Source organism: Blastomonas sp. (assembly GCF_030373265.1).
In the GTDB taxonomy this organism is placed as follows: Bacteria; Pseudomonadota; Alphaproteobacteria; order Sphingomonadales; family Sphingomonadaceae; genus Blastomonas.
In genome coordinates this window covers 108,398-123,953 of record NZ_JAUCZC010000009.1, presented here as the reverse complement: position 1 = coordinate 123,953, position 15,556 = coordinate 108,398, and the positions used below count along the sequence as shown (strand labels likewise).

General features: G+C 65.0%; 13 protein-coding genes and 1 tRNA gene. 7 read left to right on the top strand and 7 right to left on the bottom strand.

The window, feature by feature from the left end; translation table 11 throughout:
- Positions 1 to 333: 333 nt before the first annotated feature.
- The 4 genes from QUV11_RS07665 to QUV11_RS07650 are packed head-to-tail and all read left to right on the top strand — an operon-like array spanning position 334 to position 6,288.
- Entirely contained in the window at positions 334 to 3,765 is a 3,432-nt protein-coding gene (locus QUV11_RS07665) for a response regulator (RefSeq protein ID WP_300881378.1), read from the top strand.
- Positions 3,750 to 4,589, top strand: coding sequence for a CheR family methyltransferase (locus QUV11_RS07660; RefSeq protein ID WP_300881377.1), 840 nt, complete (start codon positions 3,750 to 3,752; stop codon positions 4,587 to 4,589). The genes QUV11_RS07665 and QUV11_RS07660 overlap by 16 nt, the downstream gene beginning before the upstream one ends.
- Complete coding sequence (locus QUV11_RS07655; RefSeq protein WP_300881376.1) at positions 4,586 to 5,152, top strand: chemotaxis protein CheB; 567 nt, start codon at positions 4,586 to 4,588, stop codon at positions 5,150 to 5,152. The genes QUV11_RS07660 and QUV11_RS07655 overlap by 4 nt, the downstream gene beginning before the upstream one ends.
- On the top strand, positions 5,149 to 6,288 hold the full coding sequence (locus QUV11_RS07650) for a hybrid sensor histidine kinase/response regulator (protein ID WP_300881375.1): 1,140 nt from the start codon (positions 5,149 to 5,151) through the stop codon (positions 6,286 to 6,288). Before QUV11_RS07655 ends, QUV11_RS07650 begins: the two co-directional genes overlap by 4 nt.
- 59 nt (positions 6,289 to 6,347) lie before the next feature.
- Here QUV11_RS07650 and QUV11_RS07645 read toward each other — a convergent pair whose 3' ends face one another.
- Both QUV11_RS07645 and QUV11_RS07640 read right to left on the bottom strand, forming a co-directional pair.
- On the bottom strand, positions 6,348 to 7,496 hold the full coding sequence (locus QUV11_RS07645) for an aminotransferase class I/II-fold pyridoxal phosphate-dependent enzyme (RefSeq protein WP_300881395.1): 1,149 nt from the start codon (positions 7,494 to 7,496) through the stop codon (positions 6,348 to 6,350).
- 121 nt (positions 7,497 to 7,617) lie between these two features.
- Positions 7,618 to 8,280, bottom strand: coding sequence for a dienelactone hydrolase family protein (locus tag QUV11_RS07640; protein WP_300881374.1), 663 nt, complete (start codon positions 8,278 to 8,280; stop codon positions 7,618 to 7,620).
- A 263-nt stretch (positions 8,281 to 8,543) separates the two neighbouring features.
- Here QUV11_RS07640 and QUV11_RS07635 point away from each other — a divergent pair, with 263 nt between their 5' ends.
- Together QUV11_RS07635 and QUV11_RS07630 are read left to right on the top strand one after the other, a co-directional pair.
- Complete coding sequence (locus QUV11_RS07635; protein ID WP_300881373.1) at positions 8,544 to 9,335, top strand: alpha/beta fold hydrolase; 792 nt, start codon at positions 8,544 to 8,546, stop codon at positions 9,333 to 9,335.
- A gap of 158 nt (positions 9,336 to 9,493) precedes the next feature.
- Positions 9,494 to 11,167, top strand: coding sequence for an NAD(P)/FAD-dependent oxidoreductase (locus QUV11_RS07630; RefSeq protein WP_300881372.1), 1,674 nt, complete (start codon positions 9,494 to 9,496; stop codon positions 11,165 to 11,167).
- A gap of 88 nt (positions 11,168 to 11,255) precedes the next feature.
- Here the strand turns inward: QUV11_RS07630 and QUV11_RS07625 are convergent.
- Positions 11,256 to 11,331, bottom strand: a tRNA-Lys gene (locus QUV11_RS07625).
- A gap of 91 nt (positions 11,332 to 11,422) precedes the next feature.
- A complete protein-coding gene (folK, locus tag QUV11_RS07620; RefSeq protein ID WP_300881371.1) occupies positions 11,423 to 11,917 on the bottom strand; it encodes a 2-amino-4-hydroxy-6-hydroxymethyldihydropteridine diphosphokinase in 495 nt (164 codons plus the stop codon).
- 22 nt (positions 11,918 to 11,939) lie between these two features.
- Between folK and QUV11_RS07615 the strand changes: the two genes are divergently transcribed.
- On the top strand, positions 11,940 to 12,638 hold the full coding sequence (locus QUV11_RS07615; protein ID WP_300881370.1) for a uracil-DNA glycosylase: 699 nt from the start codon (positions 11,940 to 11,942) through the stop codon (positions 12,636 to 12,638).
- Positions 12,639 to 12,751: 113 nt separating this feature from the next.
- On the opposite strand, the gene aguB is transcribed toward QUV11_RS07615, so the two are convergent.
- The 3 genes from aguB to QUV11_RS07600 form a co-directional block, all read right to left on the bottom strand.
- Complete coding sequence (gene aguB / locus QUV11_RS07610; protein ID WP_300881369.1) at positions 12,752 to 13,600, bottom strand: N-carbamoylputrescine amidase; 849 nt, start codon at positions 13,598 to 13,600, stop codon at positions 12,752 to 12,754.
- A 10-nt stretch (positions 13,601 to 13,610) separates the two neighbouring features.
- Complete coding sequence (locus QUV11_RS07605; protein ID WP_300881368.1) at positions 13,611 to 14,462, bottom strand: methyltransferase; 852 nt, start codon at positions 14,460 to 14,462, stop codon at positions 13,611 to 13,613.
- A gap of 93 nt (positions 14,463 to 14,555) precedes the next feature.
- On the bottom strand, positions 14,556 to 15,554 hold the full coding sequence (locus QUV11_RS07600; RefSeq protein ID WP_300881367.1) for an agmatine deiminase family protein: 999 nt from the start codon (positions 15,552 to 15,554) through the stop codon (positions 14,556 to 14,558).
- Between the last annotated feature and the right edge of the window lie 2 nt (positions 15,555 to 15,556).

Below are 15,556 nucleotides of genomic sequence, written 5' to 3'. Positions count from 1 at the left end.
TGTATAGTTAATACTTATTAAATCTGACAAGGTACGCCCAACACAAGGATTATGCAGCAAAGATAGGGGGTTAGGTACTATATGCCCAAGGGTCCGGTCTTGCGCCAACTATAGTGCGCAGCGAACTGGCGGCGTGATGGTGTGCGGCACCAACCTGGCTGCCGCGATCGATGCCGCGGCTGGCGACACGTTGCGACCGGGGGCCTGCGTCCAGTTCGTCCGGTCGGATCGCCAGCATCCTGATATCATTTCGCCTTGTGCGCGCCTGCGTGCTTGAACAAGGCCATGCAACCCGGTTACTGGCTCTGGACCGTTGCAGAAAGAACAGCTGAAGTGAAGAAAACCCAATATGCGACCCGGGCGAGCGCGCTGGCGCGTCGGTGGTCAGCCATCGGACTGTTCGTCGGCATCGCGTTCTTCGTGATCAGCGCGGGGGTGGCGTATCTCAACATCGCCAACATTCGCGCAAGCGACGCCGAAATCCGCCGGACGCACACCGTCCTGACGACGCTGGACGATCTTCTTGCTGCAACGCTGGATGCCGAAACCGGCCAGCGCGGCTATCTGCTGACGGGGCGGCAAAACTATCTGGCGCCTTATGTCGATGGCATTGCGACCGCCCGCGAGAAACTCGGTGTCCTGGACACGATCACCCGCGACAGCGCGGTGCAGAGCGAAAATCTCGACCGGCTCAGCGCCCGTGTCGAACAGAAATTGCGCGAAATGGCCGCCACGGTGGATCTGCGCCGCGAGCGCGGGTTGCAGGCGGCGATCGACGCGGTCGGATCGGATCGCGGAAAAGCCGCGATGGACGCGATCAGGGCGCAGATTGCCGACATGGTGCGCGAGGAGCTTCGGCTGCGCGAGTTCCATGTCGAGGAGATGGCGGGTGCTTCCTCGACCGCGGTCATCAGCGCTATCGGGACAAGCTTGAGCGGCATCGCGCTGACGATTGCGATGTTCTTCCTGCTGGCGCGCAACGTGCGCGATCGCGAGCGGCAGCAATGGCTGCAAAAGGCGCAGGTGGAACTGTCGACCGCGATGATGGGCGACAAGTCGATTGGCGATCTGGCCGCAGCCATCCTTGCGTTCCTCGCCAGCAGGACCGGCAGCAGTGCGGGCGCTCTGTTCAAGGGCGAGGATGGTCGCTTTCGCCGCGCCGGGATGATCGGTGTTCCCGATGGCGCCGAGGTTCCGCAAAACTTCGGTCTCAACGAGGGATTGATGGGCAAGACCGCCGCGGATGGCCAGGTCGTCGTGCTGAACGACGTCCCGCCAGGCTATCTGACGATCGGCTCTGCGCTCGGGCGCGACACGCCGCGCCATCTGGTGATCGCGCCGACCAAGGCGGATGACGTCGTGAACGGGATCATCGAGCTTGGCTTTTTCGAACCCGTCGATGATCTGGTGCTCGAACTTCTCGACCAGTCAAAGGGTGCGATCGGCATCGCGTTGCGATCTGCGCGCTTTCGCGCCCGGCTTCAGGAAGCGCTGGAGGAAACCCAGCGTCAGGCGGGCGAACTGCAGGCGCAAAGCGAGGAACTTCGCGTTTCCAACGAGGAACTCGAAGAGCAGAGCGCAGCCTTGCGGGAAACCCAGTCACGGCTGGAACTCCAGCAGGTCGAGCTCGAGCAGACCAACAGCCAGCTCGAGGAGCAGGCACAGACGCTCGAGGCCCAGCGCGATGAGCTGGAACGCGCTTCGTCGGCGCTTCAGCTCAAGGCGCGCGAGCTTGAGCAGGCGAGCCAGTACAAGTCCGACTTCCTCGCCAATATGAGCCACGAGCTGCGGACGCCGCTCAATTCGCTGCTGATCCTGTCGAAGTTGCTGGCCGACAATCCCGATGACAGGCTGTCGCCCGAGCAGGTCAAGTTCGCCACGACCATCCATTCGGCCGGCAACGATCTGCTGGTGCTGATCAACGATATCCTCGATCTGTCGAAGATCGAGGCGGGGCACATCGAGATCCAGCCCGCGCCTGTAGCCACCGAGCGGCTGGCCGTCGACATGCAGAAGGTGTTCCAGCCGATCGCCGATGAGCGCGGCCTGACCCTCGACATCCAACTGACCGACGATTGCCCGGCCACCATCGAGACCGACCGCATGCGTGTGGAACAGGTGATCAAGAACCTGATGTCGAACGCGCTCAAGTTCACCGAGCGCGGCAGCGTGCGGTTGACCCTGTCACCCGCCGCCAACGACATGCTGGCGATCGCGGTATCGGACACCGGCATCGGCATCGCCCGGGACCAGCAGGACAGCATTTTCGAAGCGTTCCAGCAGGCCGATGGCACGATCAGCCGGAGATACGGCGGCACCGGGCTGGGCCTCTCCATCTCGCGCGAACTCACCCGGCTGCTCGGCGGCACGATCCGGCTCGACAGCAAGGTCGGCGAGGGCAGTTGCTTTACCTTGACGATTCCGGTCGCCTATGACCCCGCCTTGGTCCCGGCGCGCCAGCATGCTGCGCCCGCCACCGTTGCGGCAGCGGTTCCCACGGCCAAGGCCAAGCCCAAGCCTGCCGCAGCTTCGGTCGTGCGGCTCGCCGATGACGATCGCAACGCCCTGACCGAGGGCAAGCAGCTTCTGCTGGTGATCGAGGACGACCCGACGTTCGCATCGATCATGTGCGATCTCTCGCACGAGATGGGGTTTCAGTGCATCATCGCGGGCACCGCCGAGGAGGCGATCGAGATCGCCCGCGACTACCGGCCCAACGCCATCGTCCTCGATATCGGGCTGCCCGATCAGTCGGGCCTCACCGTGCTCGATCAGCTCAAGCACAATGACGACACGCGCCACATTCCCATCCATGTCGTTTCGGGCGCCGACCAGAGCCAGATCGCGCTGGCGCTGGGGGCGATCGGGTTTCTGGGCAAACCGGCCCGGCGCGATCAGCTGGCCGACGTGCTGGCCGGCCTGCAAGCCAAGCTCGCCTCGCGGGTGCGTCGCGTGCTGATCGTCGAGGACGACGACGTGCAGCGCGATGCGGTGGGGCAGTTGCTCAAGTCGCAGGATGTCGAGACGGTGGGTGTCGGCACCGCGGCGGAATGCCTCGAACGGCTGCGCAGCGAAGTCTACGACTGCATGGTGCTCGATCTGTCGCTGCCCGATGCCTCGGGCTTTGCGCTGCTCGAGGGGCTGAGCGCGGATGGCGTGCACACCTTCCCGCCGGTGATCGTCTATACCGGGCGCGAACTGACGGCGGACGAAGAGCAGCGGCTGCGGCGCTATTCGAGCTCGATCATCATCAAGGGGGCAAAGTCGCCCGAGCGGTTGCTCGACGAGGTGTCGCTGTTCCTGCACCAGGTGGTCGCGGAACTTCCGCCCGAGCACCGCAAGATGATCGAAAAGGCGCGCCATCGCGACGCTGCGCTCGAGGGGCGCCGCATCCTCATCGTCGAGGACGATGTGCGCAACGTCTATTCGCTGACCAGCGTGCTCGAGCCGCGCGGGGTGGTCACCCAGATCGCGCGCAACGGCCAGGAGGCGATCGATGCACTGCAGGCGGCAGACAAGAACGCCGACGGAAAGATCGACCTGGTGCTGATGGACGTGATGATGCCGGTGATGGATGGGCTGACCGCAGCGCGCACGATCCGCGGCGAGCCCAGATGGGGCAAGCTTCCGATCATCATGCTGACCGCCAAGGCGATGCCCGACGATCAGCAGAACTGCCTGGATGCGGGCGCGAACGACTATATGGCCAAGCCCATCGATGTCGACAAACTGCTTTCGCTGGTGCGGGTATGGATGCCAAGATAGTGCCCGACACCATTGAGGACATCGAGATCGAGCTGCTGCTCGAGGCTGTCTACCAGCATTTTCATTACGACTTCCGGCACTATGCGCGCGCATCGATCAAGCGACGGCTGCTTCACGCGCGCAGCCAGTTGGGGTATGACAGCATCTCGGCGATGCAGTCGGACGTTTTGCGCGACAGGACGATGCTGCCGCGTCTGCTGAACTATCTCACCGTGCAGGTCAGCGAGATGTTCCGCGATCCGTCCTATTTCCGGGCGCTGCGCGAAAAGGTCATTCCGCACCTGCGGACCTATGCTTCGCTCAAGGTATGGGTCGCAGGGTGCAGCAACGGCGAGGAGCTCTATTCGCTGTCGATCCTGTTCCGCGAGGAGGGCCTTGCGCACAAGACCATGTTCTATGCGACCGACATCAATCCCAGCGCGCTGAAGGCGGCCGAAGCCGGGGTCTACCCGCTTGAGCAGATCAGGCTGTTCACGGCAAACCACCAGAAGTCCGGCGGGCATTCGTCGCTGTCCGATTATTACACCGCCGCGTATGGCCGCGCGGTGTTCGACAAGTCGTTGCGCAGCCAGGTCGTATTTTCCGATCACAGCCTCGTCACCGATGCGGTGTTTGGCGAGATGCACCTGATCTCGTGCCGCAATGTGCTGATCTATTTCAACCGCGAGCTGCAGAACCGCGCGGTCGGGCTGTTCCGCGATTCGCTTGCCCGCCGGGGATTCTTGGGGCTCGGCTCGAAGGAAAGCCTGCGCTTTTCCGAACATGCGAGCGCGTTCTCCGAGTTCGTCGGGGGCGAGAAAATCTATCAGAGGACGCTGCCATGACGGGCAGGGCGGTCGTCATCGGCGCATCGGCTGGCGGGGTGCAGGCGCTGTCGCAGATTCTGCCCGCGCTGCCCGAGGGCTTTCCCCTGCCGGTTCTGGTGGTGGTGCATGTCCCGCCGCGCCGGGACAATGCGCTGGTCGAGCTGTTCGCAGCCAAATGCAGGCTCGGTGTCAAGGAGGCCGAGGACAAGGAAAGCCTGCGCGGCGGGACGATCTATTTCGCACCGGCCAACTATCACCTGATGGTCGAGACCGACGGGGCCGTGGCGCTGTCTTCGGAGGAGCCGGTCAACCATTCCAGGCCCGCGATCGACGTGCTGTTCGAGACGGCAGCCGACGCCTTCGGACCGGGGTTGAGCGCCATCGTGCTCACCGGTGCGAACCATGACGGAGCGCAGGGGCTGAAAGCCGTGGCGGCTGCCGGCGGCATGGCGATCGTCGAGGACCCTGCCACCGCCGAAGTCGCGACAATGCCTTCAGCGGCGCTGGCGGCGTGTCCCTCGGCGATCCCGATGAGCTACGACCAGATCACCACCCATTTACAGGAACTGGCAGCGTCATGACAGTCACGGACGGACCCATCAAGTTTCTGCTGGTCGATGACCTGGAGGAAAATCTGATCGCGCTCGAGGCGCTGCTGAAGCGGGACGGTCTGGTGTGTCATACCGCGCGCAGCGGCGAGGATGCGCTGGAGCTGATGCTGGTGCACGATTACGCGCTTGCGCTGCTCGATGTGCAGATGCCGGGGATGGATGGCTTCGAACTCGCCGAGTTCATGCGCAGCAGCGAACGCTCACGGCGCATCCCGATCATTTTCGTCACCGCCGGGACAGGCGATACCGCACGGCGCTTTCGCGGCTACGAGGCCGGCGCGGTGGATTTCATCCAGAAGCCCATCGAAGCCCATATCCTCAGATCCAAAGCCAACGTGTTTTTCGATCTGTACGATCAGCGGGTGCAGATCGCCGCGCAACGCGACGAACTTGCTGCGCTGGGCGTGTCGCTCAAGGCCGCCGACGCGCAGAAAAACCGGTTCCTTGCGGTGCTGGCCCATGAGCTGCGCAACCCGATCATGGCGCTGATCGCGGGTCTGCGCCTGCTCGAACGCCGTGCGGGCACCGACGCGGTCCCTGAAATCCGCAGCGCAATGAACCGCAGCCTCAGCCACATGACGCGGCTGGTCGAGGATCTGCTCGATATATCGCGGATCGAGCAGGGCAAGATTGCGCTCAAGCGCGAAGAGCTGGTGCTGCAGGACGTGCTCGGCTTTGCGGTGGAGACGGTGCAGCCGGCGATCGACTTCGCGGGCCACGCGCTTCACATCGAACAGCCCGATGCGCCGATGCGGCTGGTGGCCGACCATGCCAGGGTTACCCAGATCATTGGCAATCTGATCAGCAATGCGGCGCGCTACACCGCCGATGGCGGAGATATCCAGGCGACGCTGGCCGCCGAAGGGGAATGGGCCGTGATCACCATTTCGGACAATGGGATCGGCATTCCTCCCGGTCAGCAGGACCGGATATTCGACATTTTCGCGCAGGTCGCGGCAGACGGGCGGATGAACCAGGATGGCCTGGGCATCGGCCTTGCGCTGGTCAAGCAGCTTGTGGAACTGCACGGCGGACAGATCGCGCTCAAAAGCAGCGCACCGGGCGAGGGCAGCACATTCGAGGTGCGGCTGCCGCTTGCGGGCTGACCGCAGCGTTGCGAAATGCAGCCGCGGCGGTGGTGTGAGGGCTGGCCGCGCAATGCGGGTCAGGCTGGCGTGGTGACCCGCGACTTTTCCGCAAACCAGGGTTGCATGCGGCGGATCGCCTCCTTCACCAACGCAGTGGAGACGGCGAAGCTGATGCGGATGAAGCCCTTGCCATCGACCGGGTCGAAATCCAGCCCGGGCGCCACCGCTACACCCGTCTCGCGCAACAGGGCTTCGCAGGAGGCGAGGCTGTCGTTGGTCAGGTGTCCGACATCGGTGTAGATATAGAACGCGCCGTCGGGTGGCGCGATCCGCTTCAGCCCCATTTGCGGCAATGCCTCGAGCAGCAGTGCGCGATTGCGCGCATAGGTTTCCAGATGCCCTTCCAGCTCCTCGCGGCAGTCGAACGCGATCAGCCCGGCGTGCTGCGCGAGCGAGGGCGGGGTCAGGAACAGGTTGCCCATCCGCGCGCGCGCGGCATCGACCAGCGCTTCGGGCACGATGAGCCAACCGAGCCGCCAACCGGCCATGCTGAAATACTTCGAGAAACTGTTGACCACCAGCGCGTCGGGCGCGTGCTGCAGAATGCTGTCGGCGGGCAGCGTATAGCTCAGGCCGTGATAGATTTCGTCCGAAACCAGCGCGATGCCGCGGCGTTTGCAGACCATTGCGAGCGCACGCATCTCGTCGGGCAGGATGATCGTGCCGGTGGGGTTTGCGGGGCTGGCGATGATCAGCCCATCGGGGGCAGGGTCGAGCCGTTCGATGGCATCGGCGGTGATCTGGAAGCGCTCGGCCTCGCCACAGGCCAGTTCGACCGGCTCGAGATGCAGCGCCTTGAGCGTGTTGCGATAGGCAACATAGCCCGGGCGTGCCAACGCCACCCTGGCCCCGGGGGAGAACAGGCACGACAGCGCCAGGACAAACGCGGGCGACGCGCCGCAGGTCAGGATCACCCGTTCCGGGTCGACCGCAACACCGTAGCTTTCGCCATAATGCGCGGCGATGCGCGCCTTCAATGCGGGGCTCTCCCAATAGCCCATGCCATCGGAATCCAGAATTCGATGCGCGGCACTGATCGCCGCTGCCGGCGCCCCGGTCGAGGGCTGGCCAAACTCCATATGGATGACCGACCGTCCCTCGGCCCCAAGCTGGTGCGCCAGACGGCTGATGGTGATGGCGTGGAAAGGATCGATCGTGACCGGCACGGCGGACATGCTCCGTTTGTTCGATGTCGCATATCGCATGCGGTCCGGTTCGGCTAGCCAGCAACGCTCGTGCTGGATTGCTCTCAGGCGTGCGGGCCCGCTGGGCGCAGGCCGCTGCCGGTCAGGCTGAGCGATCGAGGGCGTCGGACACAAAGTCCCGCCCCAGGCGCAAGCCGACAGGGTCGACACTATGCGCGACCCCGTGGGATATGTGCGTCGTGACCGCGACTCCAAGCCGTTTGAGTTCGCTTTCGGCCATATGCAGCGCTGCGATCGGCACCACGGGATCCGCCGTCCCATGCACCAGCAGCACCGGGGGCTTTGCAAGGTCGGCGTGCGCTAGGCCGGCGGTTCCGGTGAGCATCCCCGAATAGCCCACCACGGCGGCGACCGCGCGCGGTCGGCGCAGCGCGACGTGCAGCGCCATCATCGTGCCCTGGCTGAAGCCGACCAGCGCCAGGTCCGCTTCGGTCAATTCATATTCGGTCAGCTTGCGGTCGATAAAGGCATCGATGGCGGGCGCCGCCGATGCCGCACCCGCCGCCAGCGCTGCGGGCGCAAACCCTGACAATCCCCACCACTGATAGCCCGCACCCATCATCCCGCAGCGCTGCGGCGCGTGCGGCGCAAGGAACAACGTGTCGGGAAGCGCGTCCTGCCATTGCGGCGCGAGCGAGATCATGTCCGTGCCGCTCGAGCCGTAGCCGTGAAGCAGCAGAACGATGGACTTGGGCCGAGCGCCGCTCCGCGGCTTCAGGCTGGCGCCGTTGACAATTTTCGACACCACTGTTTCCCTCATGTGTGTGAAAGCCGCCTGCGGTGGCCGCCATCGGGTGCGAAGACACGATCCGCGCCATCCGACACATAGAAACACCGATGGCGGTTTTCCACCCGACGCCAGACATTTTGGTCTCAATCGCTGGCGGCAGCAGAGTTTTCGCCGTATCCGGATAGGGCGCAAGATATCCGTTCGTGCGAACGTCCACGAAAGCTTGGCCAATTGCGGGTCGAGGTGAACCATAAACCGTTCAGCGGCGTTGTAACCCCATGAACATCCACCATACGCGCACCGGTCGCGGCAAACCCCTTCTGCTGGTCCACGGACTGGGCGGAAGCATCAACTCGTGGAACACGATTTCGCCGGCGCTCGCGCAGACCAGAGAGGTTATCGCGCTCGATCTGCCAGGCCATGGACAGTCAGCCGCCCAAGCGGACAGTGGCACGTTTGACGGCCTTGCGCGCAGCCTCGATGATTGGCTGGGTGAGCAAGGCCTGACGGCGATCGATATGGTGGGCAGTTCCATGGGCGCCCGGCTGGTGCTCGAGATGGCGCGACGCGGCCGCGCCGGTGCGGTCGTCGCGCTCGACCCTGGTGGCTTCTGGAAAGGCTGGGAGCGCACGTTTTTCAGAACCACGATCTCGGCATCGATCGCTCTGGTCCGCGCATTGCGGCCCGCGCTTCCGGCCATTTCCAGCAACATCGCAGGTCGGACCGCGCTCATGCTCCAGCTTTCAGCAAGGCCGTGGGCGTTGGATCCGGCGCTGATCGCGCAGGAACTGAAGGCTTTAGCGGACACTGGCACCTTCGATGCGCTCGTGAGCGATCTTGCCAATGGGGCAAACCAGCATGGCCCGGCCAATACCGATGCGCCAATTGTCATCGGCTGGGGCCGCAAGGATCGGCTGTGCCTTCCGCAACAGGCTGACCGCGCGATGGCGGCGTTCCCCACGGCAACAATGCACTGGTTCGAGCGCAGCGGACATTTTCCGATGTGGGATCAGCCCGACGAAACCGTCCGGGTGATCCTGGAGGCTACGGATACACCAGCCCTGCACTAGGGGCTGCGAAGCCGTGCCAAGCGGATACGCCGCCGGCTCCCGGTGTCGAAAGCACGTCGAGGCTCAGGCAACGATCAATCTGCTTTCCTGGGGTGAGACTTCAGCAGATCGCGCATGAGCGATTGGCATTTCGCGCGATCAGTCTCTAAGGCTGCGCAATGTTGCGCATCACCGAACTGTCCCTGCCGCTCCATCATCCGGACGAGGCACTGCCCGCAGCCATCTGCAAGCGGCTGCGAATTGGCCCGCGCGATCTGGTGCGCCATGTCGTCGCGCGCCGCGGCCATGATGCGCGCGACAAGACCAACATAATGCTGGTTTATTCGGTCGACGTGAACGTGAAGGACGAGGCGGCGGTGCTGGCGCGCTTTCGCAAGGACAACAACGTCCAGCGCACCCCGGACCCGCGGTATCACCTCGTCGCCAAAGCACCGGAGAATAGCGGGGCCAAAAGGCCCGTCGTCATCGGCGCAGGGCCGTGCGGGCTTTTTGCCGGGCTGATCCTGGCCCAGATGGGGTTTCGCCCGATCATCCTCGACCGGGGCAAGGTGGTGCGCGAGCGGACCAAGGATACCTGGGGACTGTGGCGGCGCGGGGTGCTCAACCCGGAATCGAACGCCCAGTTCGGCGAGGGCGGCGCGGGAACCTTCTCCGACGGCAAGCTCTACAGCCGGATCAAGGATCCGTGCAATCGCGACCGCAAGGTGCTGACCGAGTTCGTCAAGGCCGGCGCACCGGCCGAGATCCTCACCGAGGCGCATCCGCATATCGGGACATTCCGGCTGGTGACGATGGTCGAGAGCATGCGCAATAGCATCGAGGAGCTTGGCGGCGAATACCGCTTCTCGAACCGCGTCGATGGCATCGATATCACCACCGATGCGCAGGGCGAGCGCCACGTTCGCGGAGTCCATTTGAGCACCGGCGACTATCTCGAGGCCGACCATGTCGTGCTCGCCATCGGTCACAGCGCGCGCGACACCTTTGCGATGCTGCATGCGGCAGGCGTTCATGTCGAAGCCAAGCCGTTTTCGATCGGGGTAAGGATCGAGCACCCGCAATCGTGGATCGACAAGGCGAGGTTCGGGCACGACGCCGGCCATCCGATCCTGGGTGCGGCCGAATATCACATCTCGCACCACTGCAAGAATGACCGGACCGTCTACAGCTTCTGCATGTGCCCCGGCGGCACCGTGGTGGCGGCAACGTCCGAGGAAGGCCGCGTCGCCACCAACGGCATGAGCCAGTATTCGCGCAACGAGCGCAACGCGAACTCCGGGCTGGTCGTCGCGATCGATCCGGCGCGCGACTTTCCCGGCGATCCGCTCGCGGGAATCGCGCTGCAGCGCCACTGGGAATCCTTGGCCTATGTCGCGGGCGGATCGAACTACCAGGCCCCGGCGCAAAGACTGGGCGACTTCCTTGCAGGACGCCCCTCAGAAGCGCTTGGGTCGGTCGTTAACTCCTACAAGCCGGGCGTGCACATGACCGATCTGGCGCAGTGCCTGCCCGACTATGCGGTCACCGCGATGCGCGAGGCACTGCCCGTCTTCGGCCGCCAGATCCCGGGCTATGACCATCCCGACGTGCTGATGACCGGTGTCGAGACCCGCACCTCCTCACCGATCCGCTTCACCCGCGGCGACAATCTGCAAAGCCTGAACACACGCGGGCTGTTTCCTGCCGGCGAAGGGGCAGGCTATGCCGGCGGCATCCTGTCGGCAGCGGTGGATGGCATCAAGATCGCCGAAGCCGTGGCCTTGAGCCTCGGCGCCAGCCTTGCCCCCTCGGCCGACCGCGCCGCCCGCCCCGCACGATCCTCGAACGTCTGAAAATTGCGCGCTCTGCGCACGCGGCAAGAGCGACGCGGGCAGCGCCCTTGTGCCCGATTGCCTGAGTGCTTGCCTTGCAGAAACGATATGGTGAGCCCTGCTGGGTTCGAACCAGCGACCTACTGATTAAAAGTCAGTTGCTCTACCGACTGAGCTAAGGGCCCGTAAGGGGTGGCGCAGCGGTGTGGCGCCATCGGATGTCGACCGGGGCGCGCCCCGGTGCGGCGTCTCCCCTAGTCGGGCAGCCGGGATGGGTCAAGCCCGCGTGAGCCGGTATAGCAACTGGGCGACACTGCGCCCGCTGACCGGATCACGCAGGCGCGGTGCGATCACCGCCGCGGGCTGCAGCACGAAGCGGCGCTCGCGAAAGGCGAGGTGCGGGATGATCAGCTCGGGATGGCGCGAATGCCAGGTGCCGCCCGACCACCAGATGATGTCGAGGTCGAGTGTGCGCGCCGACCAGCGCTGGCCGCGCCGGGTCCCGAAGCGGGCCTCCAGCGTCTTGAGCAGCGCCAGCAAGGCATCCGGGGCGAGCGCGCTGCGGATCAGCGCGGCGCTGTTGGCATAGAGCCGTTGCGATGGGCCGATCGGGCGGCTGCGGATGGGCGGCGCAAGCGCAAGGATATCGATATCCTGCGCCGCCAGCGCCGCCATCGCGGCTTCCAGCACCCGCTCGGGCGGGCCGATGCGATGGTGCCGACGGTTCGATCCCAGCGCGATCAGATAGGTGGCATGGGTTGTCTCGCGCATGCCCAGCACCTAGCTGGTACGGGTGATCAACGTAAGCCCGATTCCCGATACCGAGCCGCCGCGCGATTGTCCCTTGTGCCCCAGGCTGGTGGCCCTCCGGCACGCGTGCCAGACCGAATATCCCGATTGGTGGAACGCTCCGGTGGCAGCCTTTGGCGATGCCGACGCCTGGCTGGGGATCGTCGGGCTGGCGCCGGGCAAGCACGGTGCCAACCGCACCGGACGCCCGTTCACCGGCGACTATGCCGGCGACCTGTTGTTCGCGACGCTGGCCAAGTTCGGGCTGAGCAACGATTGCTATGACAGCCGGCTGGACGACGGGCTTGCGCTCACCGGCGCGGTGATCATCAACTCGGTCAAGTGCCTGCCGCCGCAGAACAAGCCGACCCCGCAGGAGATCAACACCTGCCGCCGGTTTCTGACCGCACAGATCGCCGCGCTCCCCAGCCTGGGCGTGTTCGTCGCGCTGGGACGGATCGCACACGACAGCTTCCTGCGCCACTGGGGGCTGCGGCTCGCCGATCACCCCTTCGGCCATGCCGCGGTGCACGATATCGGCGAGGGCAGGGTGCTGATCGACAGCTATCACTGCAGCCGGTACAACACGAACACCGGACGGCTGACTGCGCCGATGTTCGAACAGGTGTTCGAAATCGCCTGCGGCGTGCGCGACGGCCGTGCAGCGGGATCAACCCTGGGTCCCGGATCAAGTCCGGGATGACGATTGAAACTTCCGTCACCCCGGACTTGATCCGGGGCCCAGGGCTGCGGAGAACCGATTGCGCAACCGAGGCGTGGTTTGCCAACGGCTGCCGGATCCTCGATGACGTTATGTCAAACGTCCTGCGCCAGCCGCCCGTAAAGCTCCGGCCGGCGGTCGCGGAAGAAGCCCATTCCGGCGCGGTGCATGCGGGCGAGGTCAAGGTCTAGCGTCGCGACCAGCACGCCGGTTTCCTCCGCGCCGTATTCGAGCACCTTGTCGCCCCATTGGTTGGTGATGAAGCTGTGACCGTAGAAGCTCTGGTCGCCTTCCTGGCCGATGCGGTTGCTGGCGATCACCGGCATGCAGTTGGAGACCGCATGGCCCTGCATCGCGCGCTGCCACATCCGGCTGGTGTCGAGGCTGGAGTCATAGGGTTCGGAGCCGATCGCGGTGGGATAGAACAGCAGCTCTGCCCCCATCAGCGCCATCGCGCGGGCGCATTCGGGGTACCATTGGTCCCAGCAGATGCCGACGCCGATCCGCGTGCCGCAGACATCCCACACCTTGAACCCGGTGTTGCCGGGACGGAAATAGTATTTCTCTTCATAGCCCGGACCGTCGGGGATATGGCTTTTGCGGTACACCCCCATGATCTCGCCTTCGGGGTTGATCATCGCCAGCGAGTTGTAATGGTGCGGCCCGTCGCGCTCGAAGAAGCTGGTCGGGATCGCGACCTTGAGCTGCTTGGCCAGCTTGGCCATCGCGCGCACGCTGGGGTGCTCGGCGGTCGGGCGCGCCGACGCGAACAGGGCTTCGTCCTCCACCCGGCAGAAATACGGCCCCTCGAACAGCTCGGGGGGCAGGATGATCTGCGCCCCCTTGTCGGCTGCATGGGCGACCAGATCCGTCACCGCCTCGATGTTTTCGGCTTCGCTTGCGCCCAGCGCGAGCTGCAAGGCGGCGACGGTGATCTCGGTCATCAGTGCAGGCTTACTTCTTCTTGAACAACAGGGTCATGCGGTCGGATTCGCCGATCGCGGCGTACTTGGCCTTGTCCACGTCCTTGAGCGCGTAATTGGGCGGAAGCGTCCAGACGCCCTGCGCGTGGTCGGCCGGGTCCTTGGGGTTGGCGTTGATCTCGCTCTTGCCCGCGAGCACGAAGCCGTGCTTTTCGAACATGGCGATCACATCGGCTTCTTTGAGATAGCCCTTGGATCCATCGACATAGGCGGCAGGCGCATCGGCCTTGGCGCGATGCTGCACGACGCCGACCATGCCGCCGGGGGCCAGCGACGCGTGGATTGCGTCAAGCTCGCTGCCCAGGATGCCCGAACGCTGCAGATTGTGCAGCATGCGGAAGATCAGCACGCGGTCGATCTTGCCCTGCATCTCGGCGGGTACCGCGTTCGCGACATAGGCGTGGATCTTGTCCGCACCCACTCCGGTCGCCTTGGCGGCGCGCTCGGGATAGGCGGTTGGATACGCTGCCATCGTGGCCTTGCGCTCGGCGCTCAGCGAAGGGCTGCTGGGCGATACGCCGAGCGCGACATATTTGCCGTTGGTCGCGGTCAGCGGCGCCAGGATCTTGCTGTACCAGCCGGCATCGGCGGCATATTCGGCGACCACCATGTCGGGCTTCACCTGGAAGAACGCGAGCGTCTCCTTGGGATGGCGATACTGGTCGCGCGCCTTGTCGTCACCACGCAGATCGGCGGCGACGGCGGCGTCAATGGCCGATGCAGCAGCAGCGTCGGTCGCCTGGGCGGCGAAGGCGGGCTGGGCAAAAGCGAGGCAGGGCAGGGCGGTGCCCGCAATCAGGGCAGGGATGATCAAATGGCGCATGGGGGCAATCCTCTTTTAGGTTCTGGGGAATATAGGCAGTAACCTGACCGGCGCTATACCCCGGCCGGGCGAGGCGATCAATCGATCTGCGGGCTAGGCGGAGGTGGGCATCTGCTGGCTGGCGCAATGGAAACTGCCGCCGCCGGCGAGCACCGCATCGGCGCGCAGCCCGATCGTCTTGCGACCGGGGAAGCACGCGGCGATTGCCTCGACCGCGCGCTGGTCGGACGCGGTGCCGTACGTGGGCACGATCACCGCGTGCGTGGTGATCGCGAAGTTCATGTGGCTTGCGGGCTGGACCTTCAGTTCGCCTTCGGCATCGACGCGCTCGACCAGGCCGGGCGAGGGGATGGGCACGACCGTCAGCCCGAAGGCCTCGGCGCGCGCCTTGGCATTGGCATAGACCGCCGCATTGGGGTCATCACCGCCCGCCGCCACCGGCAGCGCCAGCGTCCCCGGCGCGACGAAGCGCGCAAGATTGTCGACATGGCCATCGGTGTGATCGTTGAGCAGCCCGTCGCCCAGCCACAGCAGCCGCTCGATGCCCAGATCGCGATGCAGCCGCGCCTCGATGTCGGCGCGCGACAGATGCGGGTTGCGGTTGGGGTTGAGCAGGCACTGTTCGGTGGTCACGCCCAGCCCTTCGCCATCGACATCGATCGCGCCGCCTTCGAGCACCCAGTCGGCCATCGACTGCGGCAGCCCCGCCTCGTTGGCGAGCGCGTCGCCGATCTCGGTATCGCCCGGCATGACATATTTGCCGCCCCAGCCGTTGAAGCCGAAGCGCCGGGCGTGCAGCACGCCGGTACTGTCGCTGACCACCAAAGGTCCGGTGTCGCGCAGCCAGATGTCGCCGTAATGACGGATGCGGATATCCACCTTATCGCCCGCCATCGCGCGCGCCAGGGCGGCGCACGCCTCATTGGGACACACCAGGCGCGCGGGCTGGCCGCTTTCGGCAACGGTGCGCGCAAACGCTGCGATCTCGGCCTGCGCCGCTGACAGGAAACCCTGCCACTCATCGGCAAGATGCGGAAAGCCGATCCACAGCCAGGATTGCGGCGCCCATTCGGGGGGCATGCGGTACGTCACCG

Coding starts and splice junctions, on each gene's coding strand:
- QUV11_RS07660 (WP_300881377.1), top strand. CDS start 3,750: ATGGATGCCAAGATAGTGCCCGACACCATTGAGGACATCGAGATCGAG.
- QUV11_RS07655 (WP_300881376.1), top strand. CDS start 4,586: ATGACGGGCAGGGCGGTCGTCATCGGCGCATCGGCTGGCGGGGTGCAG.
- QUV11_RS07650 (WP_300881375.1), top strand. CDS start 5,149: ATGACAGTCACGGACGGACCCATCAAGTTTCTGCTGGTCGATGACCTG.
- QUV11_RS07635 (WP_300881373.1), top strand. CDS start 8,544: ATGAACATCCACCATACGCGCACCGGTCGCGGCAAACCCCTTCTGCTG.
- QUV11_RS07630 (WP_300881372.1), top strand. CDS start 9,494: ATGTTGCGCATCACCGAACTGTCCCTGCCGCTCCATCATCCGGACGAG.
- folK (WP_300881371.1), bottom strand. CDS start 11,917: ATGCGCGAGACAACCCATGCCACCTATCTGATCGCGCTGGGATCGAAC.
- aguB (WP_300881369.1), bottom strand. CDS start 13,600: ATGACCGAGATCACCGTCGCCGCCTTGCAGCTCGCGCTGGGCGCAAGC.
- QUV11_RS07605 (WP_300881368.1), bottom strand. CDS start 14,462: ATGCGCCATTTGATCATCCCTGCCCTGATTGCGGGCACCGCCCTGCCC.